Here is a 17,660-nt window from a genome sequence, read left to right on the forward strand (position 1 = left end):
ATATTTATATATAATTACTTATGATTAAAAAATTAACCCTACCCCTAATTTTAGTTCTTTTAGCTTATTTTATAATTTCAAGTGAAAATGTAAAAATAATAGCTACAGGAATTGCAATATTTATGATTGGTATGCACTTTATGGAAAATGGCTTTAAGCTCTTTTCAGGTGGTGCTTTAGAAAAAGTTTTAGAGAAATTTACCGCTACAAATATTAAAGCAGTCTTGACAGGTTTTGTTACTACTTCTATAGTTCAAAGTTCTTCTTTAATCTCTGTAATTGTTATATCATTCTTAACAGTCGAACTAATCACTCTAACTCAAGGTATGGCAATAGTCTTTGGGTCAAACCTAGGTAGTACAACTACAGCATGGATTGTCTCTTCCTTTGGACTTAAGATAAAAATATCTTTATATGCAATGCCCTTGATTATATTTGGTGTAATTTTTAGATTTTCAAAAAACCAAAAGTATATAGGACTTGGAAATATTTTACTTGGACTTGGTTTTATATTTTTAGGTATTTCTTATATGAAAGATGGATTTGAAACCCTAAAAGATGCCATTGATTTAGCTTCATACTCTGTAGGAGGACTAACAGGTATCCTCATATATATAATAATTGGTGCAATTGCAACTGTAGTTATACAATCAAGTAGTGCAACTATGGCTATTATTATTACAGCACTTTCTGGTACAAATATTATTTATATCGATGCTATTGCCTTAGCAATTGGGGCAAATATTGGTACAACAGTTACAGCAATAATTGGTTCTTTAACTTCCAATGTAAATGGAAAAAGATTAGCTTTTGGACATTTTGTATTCAATATTATAACTGCAGCTGTTGCTATTGCTCTTATTTATGTTTTAAAAGACTTAGTTGATTTAATAGCACCATATTTTGGGATTGATAATGAAAACTATTCTATGAAATTAGCCCTATTTCATACCATATTTAATCTTTTAGGAATTGTTATATTATTCCCATTTATTGCCTTTATTGTTACACTTTCAAAAAAAGCAATAAAAGAAAAAACCCAAAAAGCATCAAAACCTATATATTTAGATGAGTCAAATATCAAAATACCTTACAATGCAATGGTATCTGTACAAAAAGAGGTTCTTCACCTATATGAAAATGCACAAAAAGCAATACTTCATGCATTGTCAATTCATACTTCTAATTTAAAGGAAGAAGAAGATATTGAAAAGGCAATTAAAAATCCTGCTAAAATAGATACTAATTTAGATGAAATTTATCAAAATGATTTAAAGTCTTTATATAGTGAGATAATTGATTATCTATTAAGGTCTCAAAGTAATATGAATGAACATCAACTTTTTTATATTGGACAGTTAAGACTATCTTCAAATATAATTGTAAAAATATTAAAAGATACAAGAGATATTCAACGTAATATCAATATATATCTATATAGTAAAAATGAATATATAAAAACAGAATACATCGCCTTAAAAAAAGAGTTAGCACTAAATATTTTAAGAACAAATCAATTAAGAAACAAAGATTTAGATGATGTTGAAACATCAACTCAAATTCAAGTTTATAAAGATAACATAGAAGAACTAGAAATACAATTCAATAAAAAAATAGATGAATTGATAAGAAATGATAAAATTACACCTAAAATGGGAACTTCACTAATGAATGATGCAGGAAGTGTAATAAATATGAGCAAAAACTTATTTAGAATAGCAAATATACTATTTGTAAATGATGCAAAACTAAGAACCTTAGGAGAAAATAATGAAAATATCTAAACTTGTAAAAACTTTTAAAACATACTTTTCATGGGATAAAAAAGAGGTAAAAAAAAATACTGTTGAAATTAATAAAATGATTAAAGAACTCTATAACAAAAAGCAAAGCATAGAGGATAAGTTAAAAGAGTGTGAAAAGAAAAAGGATGAAAAAAAGCTAGAAGAGAAAAGAAAAGCTATAAAAAAACTTATAAAAAAAGCAAAAAAAGAGTTTATTTAAACTCTTTAAAGTTTTGTCTTAAAGCCTCATAGGCAACAATAGATACAGAGTTTGCAATATTTAAACTTCTTGCATCGTTTGTCATAGGAATTGTAATACAACCTTTTTCATTTTTTGCTAATAACTCTTCTGGCAAGCCAGCATCTTCTCTTCCAAAATAAAAATAATCCCCTACTTTATATGAAGCTTCAAAATATACTTGTTTTGTCTTAGTTGTAGCAAAAAAATGTCTATCATCTAATGGGTTTTTAGCCCAAAACTCTTCAATATTTTCATATTCAGTGATATCTAAATCATACCAATAATCAAGTCCAGCTCGTCTTACTTCTTTTTCTGTTATTTCACCAAAGCCATATGGTTTTATCAAGTGTAATCTACAATTTAAAGCAAAAGCAAGCCGTCCTATAGTTCCAACATTTCCTGGAATTCTGGGTTCTAATAAAACAATATTAAACACTATAAAATTACCGTTTTATTGCCATAAACAAAAACTTTGTCTTCAAGTAAAAGTTGTAAAGCATTTGATAATACAACTTTTTCTACATTTTTCCCTGCAATTCTCATATCTTGCCAAGAAAATGTATGGTCAACTCTAACAACATCCTGAGCAATAATTGGACCTTCATCCAAATCATCAGTAACATAATGAGCAGTTGCCCCAATAATTTTAACACCTCTATGGTGTGCTTGTTTATATGGGTTTGCGCCTATAAAAGCTGGTAAAAATGAGTGATGGATATTTAATACTTGCTGAGGAAACTCTTGTACAAATTTTGGAGTTAAGATTCTCATATACTTAGCTAAAACAATAAGTTCTGGATTATACTCTTTTATTTTTTCTATTATTAAGTCTTCGTGTGCTTCTCGCTCTAAACCTTCTGCACTAATACAATGAAAAGGGATATCAAACTTCTCTACTAAATCTTTTAGATAGTCATGGTTTGCAATTACTGCTTTTATATTTGCTTCTAATTCTCCATCTAGATATCTTATAAGTAAATCACCTAAAACATGTGATTCTTTTGTAGCTAACAAAACAATATCTTTTTTTGATTTTTCTCTTAGTTTAACTTGTGACTCTTTTGGTAAAACTTCTGTTAACTCTTTTAAAAGTATTTTTGCGTTTAAATCACCACTTATTACTGTTCTCATAAAAAATTTATTTGTTTCAGCATCAACATATTCAGCATTTTGTTCGATATTTAGATTATTTGCAAAAAGAACTTTAGATACGTTGTATACTAAACCTTTTGAATCAGAAGTGTTTATTAGAAGTATGTACTCTTTCATCTTTATCCCATATAATAGTATTATTCCTGTTTTAAGATTGGAATAATACCATTATTTTTATTAAATCATTTGTGCTAACTCTTCTTTATAAGCTACTAAATCAAAATCTTTTATTCTTGAAACACCAGATTCTACTGCCGCATTTGCAACTGCACTAGATATTTCAACAATAAGTCTTTTATCAAAAGGTTTAGGAATAATATAATCTTTTGAAAAAGCTAAATGATCTCCAAATATTGCTTTTACTTCAGCAGTTACTGGCTTTTTAGCTAAGTCTGCAATTGCATATGCTGCTGCTTTTTTCATTTGCATATTTATTTTTTTAGCTTGGACATCTAGTGCTCCTCTAAAAATAAATGGAAAACCAAGTACGTTATTTACTTGATTATTGAAATCACTTCTTCCTGTTCCTACTATTGCTTTATCTCTTATTTTAAATATATCATCCGGGAAAAGTTCAGGAGTTGGATTTGATAGTGCAAATACAATTGGCTCATCAGCCATTACAGCAATATGTTCTTCTGTAAAAGTTCCAGGTTTAGATAATCCTAAAACCATATCAGCCTCTCGAAAAGCTTCAAGTTGTGTCAATGATTCACTTATAGAAAACTCTTTTTTATATTTATTTAAATCATCTCTTTTATCATGGATAACCCCTTTAGAATCACACATAATGATATTTTCTACTCCAACAGCTCTATACATTCTAGCACATGAAATAGCAGCCGCCCCAGCTCCTACAACAATAACTTTTAAATCTTCAAGCTTTTTTCCAATAATTTCACAAGCATTAATTAATCCAGCAGTTGTAATAATAGCAGTACCATGTTGATCATCATGCATAACAGGAATATCAACTTCGTCTATTAATCTTCTCTCTATTTCAAAGCACTCTGGTGATTTAATATCTTCAAGATTAATACCACCAAATGTTGGTGAAATTGCCTTACATACTGATACAAATTTATCAACATCAGTTTCATCTACTTCAATATCAAAAGAATCAACAGCAGCAAACTTTTTAAATAGTACAGATTTACCTTCCATAACTGGCTTTGAAGCAACTGCTCCAATATTTCCAAGACCAAGTACAGCTGTACCATTTGATATAACAGCTACAAGATTTTTCTTAGCTGTGTATTTAAATGCATTATCTGAATCTTTTTCAATTTCTAGACAAGGGAATGCAACACCTGGCGTATATGCCAAAGCTAAATCTCTTTGTGTTCCAAGTTTTGTTGTAGTTCCAATTTCCAGTTTTCCAGGTTTTGGAAATTGATGATAATCTAAAGCTTCTTCTTTAGTTACAGGTTTACTCATAAATAACTCCTTTATTTATTTTGGATGAAATTGTAACCTATCGAAACTTAAAAGTTATTTTTTTCTAAATTATGCATCAAATTAATCAAATTTTAAGCTTTCTATACACTTTTTATACACTTTATTTACATAATTTTTACATTTTTAGTTTTATTTAAGAATTGCAATTATTGAAAATCTTCCACAATCTTTATCATTTCTATATGAAAAATATGCTTCATTGGAACATTTAGTACAAATCCTAGATACTTCCACATTAAAAATACCAATATCATTTAACTGTTTCACATTTATAGCTTGTAAATCTATATATCTATTTTGTGAAAACTCTTTACCATAAGATTTAATAACGATATTTTCTAGTTCATTGGAAACTTCATAACAACACTTTTGTATAGAAGGTCCTAAATAAGCATTTATATCTTCTGCTTTGCATCCTAATTCTTTTATCATCATAAGTGCTGTTTTTTGAACTATACTTAAAAAAGTTGAGTTTCTTCCTGCATGAACTACTGCAATAACATCTTTTTTATTGTCATATAAAAGTATTGGTATACAATCAGCTACCATTACCATTATAGGTAGATTTTTCTCTTTTGTAACCAAAGCATCACAATTATCTATTAATAAAGGAGAATTAAAATCTACAATTTTTATGTTTTCACCATGAACTTGGTTCATATAACGCAATTTTGACATATCAAAATTATATTTTTGGGAAAGTTTCAATCTGTTTTTATCAACACTACTTTTTAAATCATTTACATGATAGGCTATATTTCCATCATTTTTTGTTGTTATTATCTTTTTTATAGTGTCCATTTTTTTCCCAAATTTTTTTTATATTAATTTATCATAATTATTTTAATATCCTCTTATTAATCTTTGGATAGAATCAGATTTTATTTTAAGGAAATCAATGTCGCAAGAAAACGAAAAATTTTTAATATTTGGTAATCCAATAGAACACTCAAAATCTCCTCAAATGCATAACAGTGCTTTTGACCATCTAAATCTAAATTCATTTTATGATAAATACTTATTAACTGATGGCAAGAAGATTAAAGAAATTTTTAATTCAGAAAATATAAAAGGTGCTAATATAACTGTTCCCCATAAAGAGGATGCTTTTAGATTAGCAGATGAAGTTGTAGGAATAGCAAATGAAATTGAAGCTGTAAATACTTATGTAAAAAAAGATGATAAGATTTATGCATATAATACAGATGCTCCAGGATTTTTAAAAGCCATAAGTGATTTTGGAAAAATAAAATCTGTACTTATTTTAGGGGCTGGTGGTACTGCAAAAGCTATAGCAATGGCTTTAAAAGAAGAAAACATTGAAGTAAGAATACTAAATAGAAGTGCTGAAAAACTAGCCTTTTTTAAAGCACAAGGCTTCAAAACTTATACTTGGGGTAACTTTCAAATGAATCATTATGATTTGATTGTAAACTCTACAAGTGCAGGATTAAATAATGAGGACTATCCTATCAAGAAAACTACACTTGAAAGTATCTTTTTAAATGCAAAATACGCTTTTGATTGTATATATGGAAAAGATACTCCCTTTTTAAAACTAGCACAGGCAGAAGGTTTAAAAGCAAAGGATGGTGAAGATATGCTTTTATATCAAGGTGTTCTTGCATTTGAATTATTTACTGATACTTTATTAGATAAAGAGACTATTGAAGTGATGAGAAAAGCTTTAAAAAAAGATCCAGTAGAAGATACAATTGATAATGAAGAGCAAAAGTAAGAGTATTTTATGAGATTGATTTTAGCTATACTAATCCCATGGCTTAACTTTTTTACAATTGGTAAGCCAATTTCTGGAATAATTTGTCTAATTTTACAAATTACAATCATTGGTTGGTTACCTGCAGCTTTATGGTCAGTATATTCATTGAGTCAATATAATACTGACAAAAAAATCAAAAACTTTAAGAATAAACAAGAAGAGATATAAGAGAGTTTATTTAAAGAAGTCTATTCATTTTTAATTAATAGAACTTTGATAGAATAGATACACTTATATTATTCATTTTAAAAAATAATACAAAGGAAATAGATGAAACATATTAAAAAAATATCAGACTATGCCATTGTTGGTGGATTAGGTGCTATTTTAATTACAGGACTTGTTGGATGTGGAGATAGTTCTAATAATAGACAAGGACAAAATGATGCCTTTACAAATGCAAGTCAAAAGCAAGGTGCTTTTGTAATTATAGAAGAGAGTGCTGATGGTAGATATGCTATTGCAGATGAATTTCCTGCTACTAAAACAACTGTAGTTTTGAGAAAACCTGATGGAAGTGAAAGAATACTAACTCAAGAAGAGATAGATAGACTTGTAAAACAAGAAAATGCAAGAATAGAAGCAGGAACCTCTCCCCTAACAAATCCAGAAGTATCAAATGGTGGAATGGGACTTGGTGGAGTTTTATTATCATCTATTGCTGGAGCGATGATTGGTTCATGGATAGGTAATAAACTATTTAATAACCAAAACTTCCAAAACCAAAGAAGAACTCAATACAAATCTCCTCAAACATACTCTAAAAGTCAAAGTTCTTTTACAAGAGCAGCTAAAACAGGTACAAGCTCAGCTTCAAGTAAAAAAAGTGGCTTTTTTGGTGGAGGAAGCTCTTCAAAATCTAGATCCTCTTTTGGGTCTAGATCATCTGGATTCTTTGGTGGTTGATTAATGAAATTACAAAAATTAGAACCTCTTACTAAAGAGTATTTAGAATCAATAGGCTTTGTGTGGCATACGGATGAAGATGAAACTTCATACATAGCAGATGAAATAGTTCAAGTAAGTGAAGATGAAGCAAATGCCTATTATGAAGCAACAAATGAATTGTATGATATGTTTTGTGAAGCTGGTGACTATGTTATAGATAATAATCTATTTCATGAAATAAATATTCCATTTAACTTAGTAAACTTAATAAAAGAATCTTGGGAAAATGATGTTCATTGGCATCTTTATTCAAGATTTGATTTGGCTGGTGGAATTGATGGTAAACCTATAAAGTTAATAGAGTTTAATGCTGATACTCCAACTTCTCTTTTTGAAACAGCAATTATCCAATGGGCCATGCTAAAAGCAAATAATTTAGATGAAGCAAGCCAATTTAACAACCTTTATGATGCACTAAAAGATAACTTTAAAAGAATCATTACTATGGAAGATGATATAGAAAAGTTTGAAGAATATTATAAAGACTTAGGGTGGAAAATACTTTTCTCTTCTATTAGTTCAAGTGGGGAAGATGAAAATACAACAAAACTTTTACAGCATATTGCAACAGAAGCTGGATTTAACACTGATTTTGAATATATTGACAAAGTTCAATTCAATGATGAAGGTATCTATAAAGATGATATAAATTTTGAATTTTGGTTTAAACTTATTCCTTGGGAAAATATTGCAATAGATGAAAGTGAACTAGCTTTAATTTTAGAAGATATAATTGCCAATAAAAAAGCTATTATATTCAACCCTGCATACACTTTAATGTTCCAATCAAAAGGTTTTATGAAAATACTTTGGGATTTATACCCAAATCATCCACTTCTACTTGAAACCTCTTTTGAACCTCTCAGTGGTAAAAAACAAGTTGAAAAAAGATGTTTTGGAAGAGAAGGTGCAAATGTTGCTATTATAAATAGTGATAACTCTTTAGATATGAAAACTGAAGGTGATTATGAAGGCTTTAAAGCTATCTATCAAGAGTATGTAGAGCTTCCCGTAGATGAGAACGGAGATTCTTACCAAGCAGGAGTATTTTATGCCTATGAAGCTTGTGCCTTAGGATTTAGAAAAGGTGGAAAGATATTAAATAATATGTCAAAATTTGTAGGACATATTATTAAATAAGTTAGATAAGTTTTATAACTTATCTAATTCTATAATAAAATTTGCCCCATGATATAGACTATTATTATAGATAAACTCACTATTTTCAACATAAATTTTACCCTTCATACTATCAGTTATAATTTGATATGTCATATACAATCCTAAACCAGTACCTTGTGATTTATCTTTTGTTGTAAAATATGGTTCAAAAACTTTTTTCAACACATCATCCTTGATTCCACCCGCACTATCTTTTATACTTATGTTAGCTTTACCATCTTTTACTGAAGTAGTTATTACTATGATTCTTTTATTCTCATCTTCTTGTTTTTCTTTTAAAGAATCTTTTGCATTATTTAAAATATTTACCAATGCTTGTATCAATTCATTTAAATAGTTGTTAATAATAATATTATCATCAAGAAGTTTTATTATTTTTAAATTGTGATTATTAATAGAAGAGTCAAATATACTCAAGGCTTGAGAGACAGACTCATTTATATTAAATTTAACTAACTCTTTTTCACCCTTTATATAATTCCTAAAATCATCAATTACTTGAGATAGATATTGAGTATTTTTTACAATATTGTCAGATAAATTTAAAATGTCCTCATCTTCTAAAAGGTTTAATTCTTTTTTGAGTTTCATACCACTTGCTGCAACTGAAATAGAGCTTAAAGGTTGTCTCCATTGATGAGCAATATTGCCTATCATCTCACCTAATGCAACCATCTTTGATTGTTCTTCAAGAACTCTATTTTTTTCCTTAATCTCATCACTTCTATTTTGAACTTTTATTTCTAATTGTTCATTCAACTCTAGTAACTCACTTGTTTTTTCTTTAACTTTTTCTTCAAGGCTTAAATTTAACTTTTCTAATTCACTTTGCTTATCTTTCAAACTCTCTTCATAATCTAAGAAATTTCTATTTATCTTTTTTGAAATTAAAATTGAAATAGCAATACTTGTTAACAAAAGGATAAGTGATATAGTTAATATACTAAATATTATTTCATTAACTTCTGTTTCTTCTTTTTCAATTAACTTTTTTACCTTAGTGTTAATATCTTCATGATAAACACCTGTACCAATAACCCAATTCCAGTCTTTTATGTGTTTAACATAGCCAATTTTCTTTAAAGCTCTTTTTTCATTGGGTTTATTCCAATAATATTCTACAAAAGTGCCATCAGGATTTAATAAAGCCTCTTTTATAAATAACTTATTTAATGGAAGACCTGTTTTTTTATCACTGCCCAAATCAAATTTACCTATTGCATCTGGTCTAAAAGGGTGTTCTAATAAAATATTGTCAGTTGATGATGTCCAAATATAACCATTAGGAGGATATCTATAAAGGGTTAATCGTTTTAGTGCCTCTTCTTTTATGTTCTTTTCAAAATCATCAATATATTCGCCATATCCTATGAACCAATTATAAGGTTCAAATATTTTTACAAATGAGATTTTATCATATTGCTCTTTTTTTGTAAGTTTATACCACTTATAAGTAACATATCCTTCTTTTTGTGTTTTTGCTACATTTGCTAATTCTTGTACATAATACTTACCATCTATATCTTTAAGTGCATATGCACTTATATTCTCTTTTGTTGGAGTTGCTGGTAACATTCTTGATATGATTTCATTATCCCCTACCATTTCAGCAATAAAATAATAACCATTTTTTCCAAATCTTACTTTTCTAATCGTTTCTAGAATCTCTTTTTTTAACTCTTGTTCAGAAACTTTTCCTTTTTTATTTTTATAAATATTATTGGCTAAGTCATATGCCATATAAACTCTATTTTTGAGTTTTTCTTTAAGTCGTTTGGGAGCTTCTGTTTTTTTGTATTCTATATAACTATAAATATTATCTATTTGATTTTTAATATATTGTTTTTGTAACTCAACTTCTTGATTAGTATAATTTTTCAAGTCACTATTATAGTGTTTATATACTAGTGAAACTGAAATAGCAGACATAGTAATTATCGTAACAATAATAAAAAAAATTGGAACTATTATAATAAATTTTATTACACTATTCTTTTTATTCATTTTGCCTCACACATGTCTAATTCATGCCTAATATTAGCATCTATTTGATTAATTTTTATATTTCCTCTTCTTTTTTTATATAAGCCAATAAAACTTCAAAACTATTTTCTATATTTTTAAAAATTTTTACCAATAAAACAGGTGTGTGAGATAGTCTATTATTGAGATTTTCACCTCTTTTACTATCATCTCTTAAATCAATCTTTCCATCAACTAAGACAATATCATATTTTCTTTTCCCATCCATAAAACAAATACTAAAAGGAATAAGGTATTCTTCACCATCCTCTGCATAATACCAACTTGGCTCACGTCTTAATATTACAAAGGGTAAATCACTATCTATTTTACATTGGAGTAAAAGTTTTTTATTAAAAACTATTTTTCTCATATTTTCTATATTTATAATAGATTTTTCTAATCTCTTTTGTACTCTTTTGTACAAAAACTTCCAAAGAATAGAATTAATAGTTCTTGTCCCATCAAGGTGTCCTAAACTCTCTTCACTTGGATAATATATGTTAGTCATGTGTTATTTTATACATTTTAAGGTATTTTTCTAAATTTGAAAAATCAACATCTTTACTAAATTCTATTTCTAAGTCCATCAAAACAAGATTTTTAATATTGAACTTTTCTAATTTTACAAAATCTTTTGCTGTAGTTAATATAGTAAAATCTTTATATGACTTTTCAACTACCTCTATGTCTAATTTAGTAAAACTATAATGGTCAGGAAAAGAGATAAGTGCACAAGGCTTTGGAACAAAGTCTAAAAGTCTTTTTGCCTTTGATATTGCAGTTAATATCACTATATTAAAAGGTAACTCTTCTAAAGTTTTACCATCTTTTTTAAACTTTACAACTCTAGTAAAATCAACACCCTCTTTTAAAACCATATTTGCAGTTGCATACATCATTTTGGGTTCTCTATATCCACCACTTGGAAGGCAAAAGATATTTTCAGGCTCTTTTTTAGGTCGTAAAAGTATATCAAACTTATTTATTTGGTATTTTGAAAATCCATCATCTAAAAAAACTAATTTACAAGCAAGCTCTTTTGCTTTTAAGATGGCTTCTACTCTATCTTCACTAACTATTACAGTAGCTTTTGGTAGAGATTTAGCTAAAAGCATAGCTTCATCACCACAAGTTTCTATATCTACTAAAATCTTTGTTTTTTGACTTACGACAAAAAGTCCTTTAGATTTTCTTCCATATCCTCTTAAAACAATTGCATAGTCACTTTTGTCTTTAGCCAAAGCTATTGTAACAGGTGTTTTACCACTTCCACCAACAATTAAATTTCCTACAGAGATAACAGGTATTCCAAAATCCTGTGTTTTGGAAGAGATTCTTTTAAATGATACTATTAACATATAAACTAAAGTAAAAGGAATAAATAAAAAAGAGATGATTTTTTGAAAGAAAGTCGGAAAGAAGAGATACTCTTCTATCCAAATATTAAGTTTTTGTTTTAGCAACAATTATACCCACTCAGAAGCTATATCAATAATTTGATCACAGATATAATTTACCTCTTCAGTAGTAAGTCCTGGATAAATCGGAATCGATAAAATTTGTTGATATGAAGTTAAAGCTCCACCAAACTCTGTGATTTTTATATTATACTTACTTTTGTAATAATGTAAAAGATGTAAAGGGATGTAATTTAACCCTGTACTAATACCTCTTTCTTTTAACTCTCTTGCAAAAGCATCTCTATTTCTAGAGATTTTAATAATATAGTGTGTAAAAATATGCTCATCTTTTTGTTTAGGAATCTCTATATGTTTTACACCAGTAAGTCTCTCTTTATAAACTTTCGCAATCTCTTTTCTTCTTTTTATAAAACTATTTGTTTTTTTAAGTTGTGCAAGAGAAAAAGCAGCATCAAGTTCACTTAAGTCATATTTATGCCCAATATCCACTACATCATAAATATAATCAAGGTTTCCATAATCATCAAATGTAGTTGTAACAGCATGTGTTCTTAAAAGTTTTGCTCTAGAAGCTAATTCTTCATTGTTTGTAACAATAACACCACAGTTACTAACATCTGTTTTACCATTTGATGGATTTGTTGAAAATACTGTCATATCAGCATTTAAAGAACCAACTGTTTCATCATTATAGGTAACTCCAAGAGCAGAAGTACAATCTTCTATTAGTATAATTTCATACTTTTTACAAATAGCATATAACTTATCTAAATTAGGTGTTTGACCACCAACAAAAGAAATAATAGCACCTCTAAGTTTTTTAGAGCTATTAGCTTCTAGTGCTTTTTCAAACTTATTTAAATCAATATTCATATCATCAATATTTATATCAATAAAAATAGGCTCAGCATCAAAGTGTCTTACTACCTCTGGTACATTTACAAAAGAGTTTACAGACATTAATATTTTGTCACCTCTTTTTAGTTTAATTGCACTAAGAGCCAGATGTAAGGCTGCTGTTCCATTACAAGTAGATATAGAGTACTTTGCTCCTATAAATTTAGACATATTCTCTTCAAATTCAATAACTTTTGAATTATCTTTTTTTAATTCTAAAACTGTTTTTAACTGACTTAATTCTTCTTCACCTACAGAAGATTTATAAAAAGCTATTTCTTTCATATTAACTCCATTTGATTTTTGCAATTGTTGGAAGTTTACCTTTAAAAGCATTAGCTTTTATTCTATAAACTAACATATCTATAAGTTTTTCATCAACACCATTACTTACTAACTCTTCTTTTGAAGTTCCCTCATCAACTAACTTTTTAAGTACTTCATCCATCTGTTTATAAGAGTATCCAAGTTCATCTTCATCACTTTGACCTTCCCATAAATCAGCACTTGGTCGTTTTCCTAAAATAGATTCAGGAACTCCAAGGAATTTTCCAAATTCAAACTCATCACTTTTGTACATTTCACCTATTGGGTTAATTGCACAAGCAACATCACCAAAAATAGTTCCATATCCTAAAAGTATTTCACTTTTATTTGATGTACCTACAACTAAAGAGCTATCTCTTGCACTTATATCATATAAAACTGACATTCTCATTCTAGCACTAAAGTTACCAATTCTTAGTTTATCATTATTCATAAATTTTTCATGAGCTTCCACCATAGGAGCGATTTCTACTATTTCATAATCAATATCAAACTTTTCACACACTTCTAGGGCATGATTTATGCTTCCTTCACTTGAATAATGTGATGGCATAAGGACACAACTCATGTTCTTTCCAAATGCTTCCTTACAAAGTATAGCAACGATTGCAGAGTCTAAACCACCTGATAAACCCACAGTTACTCTTTGTAAACCAGCTTTGCTTACTTCAGTTTTTAAAAATGATATTAGTTGTTCTTTTATATTATTCCATTGCATAATTATTATCCTTTAATAAATTATATCTCATTTATTTTTGTTTTTTCATAAATCTCTTCAAGAAAATCTTTATTATTCTCTCTTACAAGCTCTTTTTTTCTAAGTAAATTCTCTTTTATATCGTATAACTCTTCTAAATCAAAGTAATCTAAAAACTTTGGGTTTATCTCAGTCTTCTCATTTGTAGTTGAAATTAAACTTTTTATTTCATCTATTACATACTCTTTTTCTTCCATTATTTCTCTTTCACTAATTTATCTAAGATAGTAGTTAAATATAATTGCATTTTTTCTTCACCAAAATCTTTCTCACTACTTACACAGCAGCCACAACATGTGCCTGCATCAGTTTTATCCCCAATCTCTTCCAAAGTAGATGCACCATTTTCATTTATTGCATGTATTATCTCACCTAAAGTTACTTGTTTACATGCACAAACTTCGTAGGAATGATGAAATTTTTTAGCCATTGATTATCTCTCCTAAAACATCTTTACAATAAATATTTTTTTTTACTTTTCCAAAATCACCCTCCACCATCAAGCAATGTCTACATTCAGTTCCTGCATGGGTTTTATCTTGTAAATCTCTTAAGCTTTTAACACCATGATTTAATACCGCATTTTCTATATCATCAACTGTAACTTTTAAACAATTACATACTTCATAGTTTTTATCAAAACTCTCTAGCAATTATATTTTCCTACTTTTTTTTATCAATTCATATGCTTCATTTATCTCTTGCAGCTTTGTTGTGGCTTCATCAATTATATTTTGACTAGCACCCTGCCCTGAAATAATATCTGGATGATGTTTTTTAACCAATTTTCTATAGTTATTTTTGATAGTTTTGTCATCATCCTCTTTGTTTGATTCTAAAATCTCATATGCCTGTTCAAGCGTTGTTTCATGATTTTGAGCTTGAGAAGCATAAAAGTTTTTAAAAGCGTTAACCATTTGATTAAAATCATTAGTTTTTATCTCTAATGCATTTGCTATATCTTCGCAAATCATTTGTTCAGCGTCACTAAAACTTTTATCAATAAATGCTAAGTTTAAAAGATATTCTAAGATTTTTACTCTTTTTTGGTACTCTCTTTTTGTAAGTTTAAGAAGTTTTTGTGAAAGTTCTAAGGTATTATCAAAACCTTTTTTCTCTTGTGTATATATGTTTTTTAATTTTTCTCTTATTTCATCACTATTTTCAAAGTGACTTGAAATATCATTAAAAGTATGTTTTAACATCTCTGCTTCTAATTCACAAACTGCCCCATCGGCCTTTGCAACTTTTGCCATAAGAGCAACTAAAAGCCCAGCTTCATGATGAAGTAAATCTCCTTGGAAATTCTCTTTTATATTAAGTTTAATATTTTCAAACTTTTCTGTTTTATAACCTCTTGCAATAAAATACAAAACAATACCAACAAAAAGCAAAACTAATAATTTCATTTAACACCTTTTTAAATAATTAGATAGATTTTATCAAAAATAAGGTAAAATCTTTCCTTTAATAAACAAATGGAGACATTATATGTTTGGAATGGGATTTATGGAAATCATGCTTATTGCGATAATCGCAATTATTGCGCTAGGACCTGAAAAGTTACCTGATGCAATGGTATCAGTTGCACGATTTTTTAAAAAATTTAAAAGTGGTCTTGAAGATGCAAAATCTACTCTAGACAATGAACTAAATATCTCTGATATGAAAGCAGAAGCAAATAAATTTAAAAATCAAATAGAAGATGCTAAGTCATCAGTTACTGGATTTGATGAGTTTAATTTAGGTGTTAATGATATTTTAAACGATGACAAAAAAGATGATAAGAAGAAAGCAGAAAAAGTGTCATTTAAAACAAAAGATGAAGAAAAAGTTGAAGAAGTTAAAGAAATAATAACCCCTACAAGTCCAGGCGCAAGTGCAAGTGATAAGTTTAAAGTTAAAAAAGAGAATAAAGAGGATAATGCCTAATGTTAGAAGATTTAAAACCTCATATTGCTGACCTTAGAAAAAGGCTTATGGTTTCAATTGCTGCTTTAGTAGTAGCATTTTTTGCTTGTTTTTTCTTTTATGAACCTATTTTAGAATGGATGATGTTACCAGCAAAAGCTATTCTTCCTGCTGGTTCATCAATGGTTGCAATTGAAATTCAAGAGACATTTTTCACAGCTTTAAAAGTTGCATTTTTTTCTGGATTTATTGTTTCCTTACCTGTTATATTTTGGCAGTTATGGTTATTCTTAGCTCCTGGACTATATGAACATGAGAAAAAACTTGTTTTCCCATTTGTATTTTTTGCTACATTAATGTTTCTAATTGGTTCAAGCTTTGCTTACTATGTAGTTGTTCCTTATGGATTTGATTTTTTAATTAATTTTGGTTCAACTGTAGTTACAGTATTTCCAAGTATTGGTAAATATGTTGGATTTTTTACAAAACTATTATTTGGTTTTGGTGTGGCATTTGAGTTACCTGTTATTACATTTTTCCTAGCAAAAATCGGATTAGTTGATGACAAAATGTTAAAAGACTTTTTTAAATATGCAATTATATTAATTTTTATACTTGCATCACTTTTAACGCCACCTGATGTTTTAACACAATTTTTAATGGCTGGTCCACTTATATTTCTTTATATTGTTTCTATTTATATTGCAAAAGTATTTAACCCTGCGGATACATCATTAGATGATGAAGAATAATTTGGACCCTCTCAAAACATCTAGCTATGACTACTTCTTACCTAAAGAACTCATAGCTAGTAAGCCTTTATATCCAGCTGATAGTGCCCGTCTTTTAGTCTATGACAGAAATAGCGATACCATAACTCATACTACATATAAACATCTTCTTGACTTTTTGCCACAAGATTTGAATATTTTTTTAAATGATACAAAAGTAATAAAAGCAAGAATTTATGGACAAAAAGAGAGTGGTGGAAAAACAGAACTTCTATTTAATAAGCCACTTTTCATGAACAGATATCAAGTCATGATAAAAGGAAAAGTTCAAAAGGGAAGTAAACTCTTTTTTGATGATAATTTAATAGCAGAAGTTCTTGAATTAAACGAAGATGGTACAAGAGTTGTAAAGTTCTTTCAAAATGAAAAACAACTTGATTTTGAAACACTAATTAAAATACTAAATAAAATCGGTCATTTGCCACTTCCTCACTATATGAATAGAGAGGATGAAAAAGAGGATGAAAAAGATTATCAAACTCTGTTTGCTAAAAACTATGGGGCAGTTGCAGCACCAACAGCTTCCTTGCACTTTACAGATGAAATTTTAGAAAAGCTTGATAACAATTACAATATTAATTACCTAACACTTCATGTGGGAGCTGGTACTTTTAAACCAGTAGATGCAGAAGATATTTTAGAACATCCAATGCATAGTGAATACTTTGAAATTTCAAGAAAAAGCTTAGAGAATCTAAAACAAGATAAAAAAATACTAGCAGTGGGAACAACAGTTACTAGAACTATAGAGTACTTTGCTAGAACAAATAAGATTCAAGGTGAATGTGATTTGTTTTTAAATCCAGCAAATAAGCCAATAAAAGTAGACCATCTACTTACAAACTTTCACTTGCCAAAATCAACTCTTATTATGCTTATAGCCTCTTTTGTAGGTTTAGAGAAAACTTTAGAGATATATGAAACTGCTGTAAAAGAAGAATATAGATTTTTCTCTTATGGTGATGGAATGTTAATAATATAATTAA

22 protein-coding genes are annotated in these 17,660 nt (G+C 28.4%); 9 read left to right on the forward strand and 13 right to left on the reverse strand.

Annotated features, from left to right (window positions below; all coding sequences use genetic code 11):
• The first annotated feature begins 20 nt into the window (after positions 1 to 20).
• Both ACNI28_RS00580 and ACNI28_RS00585 read left to right on the forward strand, forming a co-directional pair.
• Entirely contained in the window at positions 21 to 1,784 is a 1,764-nt protein-coding gene (locus ACNI28_RS00580; protein WP_419764892.1) for a Na/Pi cotransporter family protein, read from the forward strand.
• Positions 1,771 to 2,004 carry a hypothetical protein gene (locus ACNI28_RS00585; protein WP_419764893.1) on the forward strand — a complete coding sequence of 78 codons (234 nt, stop codon included), beginning with the start codon at positions 1,771 to 1,773 and terminating at the stop codon, positions 2,002 to 2,004. Before ACNI28_RS00580 ends, ACNI28_RS00585 begins: the two co-directional genes overlap by 14 nt.
• Here the strand turns inward: ACNI28_RS00585 and ACNI28_RS00590 are convergent.
• The 4 genes from ACNI28_RS00590 to pgeF all read right to left on the reverse strand — a co-directional run bounded on the left by ACNI28_RS00590 (position 1,997) and on the right by pgeF (position 5,436).
• On the reverse strand, positions 1,997 to 2,461 hold the full coding sequence (locus tag ACNI28_RS00590) for a tRNA (cytidine(34)-2'-O)-methyltransferase (protein ID WP_419764894.1): 465 nt from the start codon (positions 2,459 to 2,461) through the stop codon (positions 1,997 to 1,999). The two genes, ACNI28_RS00585 and ACNI28_RS00590, sit on opposite strands and share 8 nt — an antisense overlap.
• Complete coding sequence (gene purU / locus ACNI28_RS00595) at positions 2,461 to 3,294, reverse strand: formyltetrahydrofolate deformylase (protein ID WP_419764895.1); 834 nt, start codon at positions 3,292 to 3,294, stop codon at positions 2,461 to 2,463. Before purU ends, ACNI28_RS00590 begins: the two co-directional genes overlap by 1 nt.
• Before the next feature lie 60 nt (positions 3,295 to 3,354).
• Entirely contained in the window at positions 3,355 to 4,614 is a 1,260-nt protein-coding gene (locus tag ACNI28_RS00600) for a malic enzyme-like NAD(P)-binding protein (protein WP_419764896.1), read from the reverse strand.
• A gap of 150 nt (positions 4,615 to 4,764) precedes the next feature.
• The gene (gene pgeF, locus ACNI28_RS00605; RefSeq protein WP_419764898.1) at positions 4,765 to 5,436 is read right to left on the reverse strand and encodes a peptidoglycan editing factor PgeF; all 672 of its coding nucleotides are present in this window, start codon (positions 5,434 to 5,436) and stop codon (positions 4,765 to 4,767) included.
• A gap of 97 nt (positions 5,437 to 5,533) precedes the next feature.
• Between pgeF and ACNI28_RS00610 the strand changes: the two genes are divergently transcribed.
• The 4 genes from ACNI28_RS00610 to ACNI28_RS00625 all read left to right on the forward strand — a co-directional run bounded on the left by ACNI28_RS00610 (position 5,534) and on the right by ACNI28_RS00625 (position 8,503).
• Positions 5,534 to 6,373: a shikimate dehydrogenase gene (locus ACNI28_RS00610; protein WP_419764899.1), complete on the forward strand. Its 840-nt coding sequence runs from the start codon at positions 5,534 to 5,536 to the stop codon at positions 6,371 to 6,373.
• A gap of 9 nt (positions 6,374 to 6,382) precedes the next feature.
• Complete coding sequence (locus tag ACNI28_RS00615) at positions 6,383 to 6,583, forward strand: YqaE/Pmp3 family membrane protein (RefSeq protein WP_419764900.1); 201 nt, start codon at positions 6,383 to 6,385, stop codon at positions 6,581 to 6,583.
• Between the two features lie 102 nt (positions 6,584 to 6,685).
• Positions 6,686 to 7,321, forward strand: coding sequence for a UPF0323 family lipoprotein (locus ACNI28_RS00620; RefSeq protein ID WP_419764901.1), 636 nt, complete (start codon positions 6,686 to 6,688; stop codon positions 7,319 to 7,321).
• 3 nt (positions 7,322 to 7,324) lie between these two features.
• A complete protein-coding gene (locus tag ACNI28_RS00625) occupies positions 7,325 to 8,503 on the forward strand; it encodes a glutathionylspermidine synthase family protein (RefSeq protein ID WP_419764902.1) in 1,179 nt (392 codons plus the stop codon).
• Between the two features lie 12 nt (positions 8,504 to 8,515).
• Here the strand turns inward: ACNI28_RS00625 and ACNI28_RS00630 are convergent, their stop codons facing one another.
• Genes ACNI28_RS00630 through ACNI28_RS00670 form a run of 9 tightly spaced genes read right to left on the reverse strand, consistent with a single transcriptional unit; the run spans position 8,516 to position 15,381 of the window.
• Complete coding sequence (locus tag ACNI28_RS00630) at positions 8,516 to 10,549, reverse strand: sensor histidine kinase (protein WP_419764903.1); 2,034 nt, start codon at positions 10,547 to 10,549, stop codon at positions 8,516 to 8,518.
• A 55-nt stretch (positions 10,550 to 10,604) separates the two neighbouring features.
• The gene (locus ACNI28_RS00635) at positions 10,605 to 11,078 is read right to left on the reverse strand and encodes a hypothetical protein (protein ID WP_419764904.1); all 474 of its coding nucleotides are present in this window, start codon (positions 11,076 to 11,078) and stop codon (positions 10,605 to 10,607) included.
• On the reverse strand, positions 11,071 to 12,036 hold the full coding sequence (locus ACNI28_RS00640; protein ID WP_419764905.1) for a tetraacyldisaccharide 4'-kinase: 966 nt from the start codon (positions 12,034 to 12,036) through the stop codon (positions 11,071 to 11,073). Before ACNI28_RS00640 ends, ACNI28_RS00635 begins: the two co-directional genes overlap by 8 nt.
• Positions 12,037 to 13,173, reverse strand: a complete 1,137-nt coding sequence (locus ACNI28_RS00645) for a DegT/DnrJ/EryC1/StrS family aminotransferase (protein ID WP_419764906.1) — start codon at positions 13,171 to 13,173, stop codon at positions 12,037 to 12,039.
• Between the two features lies 1 nt (position 13,174).
• Entirely contained in the window at positions 13,175 to 13,933 is a 759-nt protein-coding gene (locus tag ACNI28_RS00650; RefSeq protein ID WP_419764907.1) for an NAD+ synthase, read from the reverse strand.
• A gap of 20 nt (positions 13,934 to 13,953) precedes the next feature.
• Complete coding sequence (locus ACNI28_RS00655) at positions 13,954 to 14,169, reverse strand: hypothetical protein (RefSeq protein ID WP_419764908.1); 216 nt, start codon at positions 14,167 to 14,169, stop codon at positions 13,954 to 13,956.
• Positions 14,169 to 14,402: a (2Fe-2S)-binding protein gene (locus tag ACNI28_RS00660; protein ID WP_419764909.1), complete on the reverse strand. Its 234-nt coding sequence runs from the start codon at positions 14,400 to 14,402 to the stop codon at positions 14,169 to 14,171. Before ACNI28_RS00660 ends, ACNI28_RS00655 begins: the two co-directional genes overlap by 1 nt.
• On the reverse strand, positions 14,395 to 14,625 hold the full coding sequence (locus ACNI28_RS00665; RefSeq protein WP_419764911.1) for a (2Fe-2S)-binding protein: 231 nt from the start codon (positions 14,623 to 14,625) through the stop codon (positions 14,395 to 14,397). The genes ACNI28_RS00660 and ACNI28_RS00665 overlap by 8 nt, the downstream gene beginning before the upstream one ends.
• Positions 14,626 to 15,381: a TerB family tellurite resistance protein gene (locus ACNI28_RS00670; protein WP_419764912.1), complete on the reverse strand. Its 756-nt coding sequence runs from the start codon at positions 15,379 to 15,381 to the stop codon at positions 14,626 to 14,628.
• An 82-nt stretch (positions 15,382 to 15,463) separates the two neighbouring features.
• On the opposite strand from ACNI28_RS00670, the gene tatB reads away from it, so the two are divergent.
• Genes tatB through queA form a run of 3 tightly spaced genes read left to right on the forward strand, consistent with a single transcriptional unit; the run spans position 15,464 to position 17,656 of the window.
• Complete coding sequence (tatB, locus tag ACNI28_RS00675) at positions 15,464 to 15,904, forward strand: Sec-independent protein translocase protein TatB (RefSeq protein WP_419764913.1); 441 nt, start codon at positions 15,464 to 15,466, stop codon at positions 15,902 to 15,904.
• The gene (gene tatC, locus ACNI28_RS00680; RefSeq protein ID WP_419764914.1) at positions 15,904 to 16,635 is read left to right on the forward strand and encodes a twin-arginine translocase subunit TatC; all 732 of its coding nucleotides are present in this window, start codon (positions 15,904 to 15,906) and stop codon (positions 16,633 to 16,635) included. The genes tatB and tatC overlap by 1 nt, the downstream gene beginning before the upstream one ends.
• Positions 16,622 to 17,656, forward strand: a complete 1,035-nt coding sequence (gene queA / locus ACNI28_RS00685) for a tRNA preQ1(34) S-adenosylmethionine ribosyltransferase-isomerase QueA (RefSeq protein WP_419764915.1) — start codon at positions 16,622 to 16,624, stop codon at positions 17,654 to 17,656. Before tatC ends, queA begins: the two co-directional genes overlap by 14 nt.
• The last annotated feature ends 4 nt before the right edge of the window (positions 17,657 to 17,660 follow it).

It is taken from the genome of Arcobacter denitrificans (SeqCode), from assembly GCF_048571185.1.
GTDB lineage: Bacteria > Campylobacterota > Campylobacteria > Campylobacterales > Arcobacteraceae > Arcobacter > Arcobacter denitrificans.